The following is a 274-nucleotide window of genomic DNA, read 5'->3' on the forward strand; positions in this document are numbered from 1 at the left end:
CGCGTAGAGTCACCAAATACTTTAACCAAGGTGCTTGCGTTAACTTTATAATGCGCATCAAACTCTAAGCCATACAGCTCGGCGTCTTTACTGGTAAACTGATACACCGCCACACCATGGTCGTGGCCGTTATCAGCCGCTTCTAAACCATGTTCTTCATCAAATACTAAGCCAGTATTTTCTTGAAAGTAAAAATTTTTAATATCATTATAAAAAAAGTTTACAGAGTAACCAAAGTCACCGCTAAAGCGTCTAAAACCTAAATCAATATTGG

Annotated in this window: 1 protein-coding gene; it reads right to left on the reverse strand. The window is 38.3% G+C overall.

Annotated features, from left to right (window positions below):
* Positions 1 to 274: TonB-dependent receptor domain-containing protein (locus AAEY88_RS13515; RefSeq protein ID WP_350563215.1), on the reverse strand; the 274-nt coding region annotated here is incomplete at both ends.

The sequence above is a fragment of the Psychrobacter sp. CAL346-MNA-CIBAN-0220 genome (assembly GCF_040309805.1).
In the GTDB taxonomy this organism is placed as follows: Bacteria; Pseudomonadota; Gammaproteobacteria; order Pseudomonadales; family Moraxellaceae; genus Psychrobacter.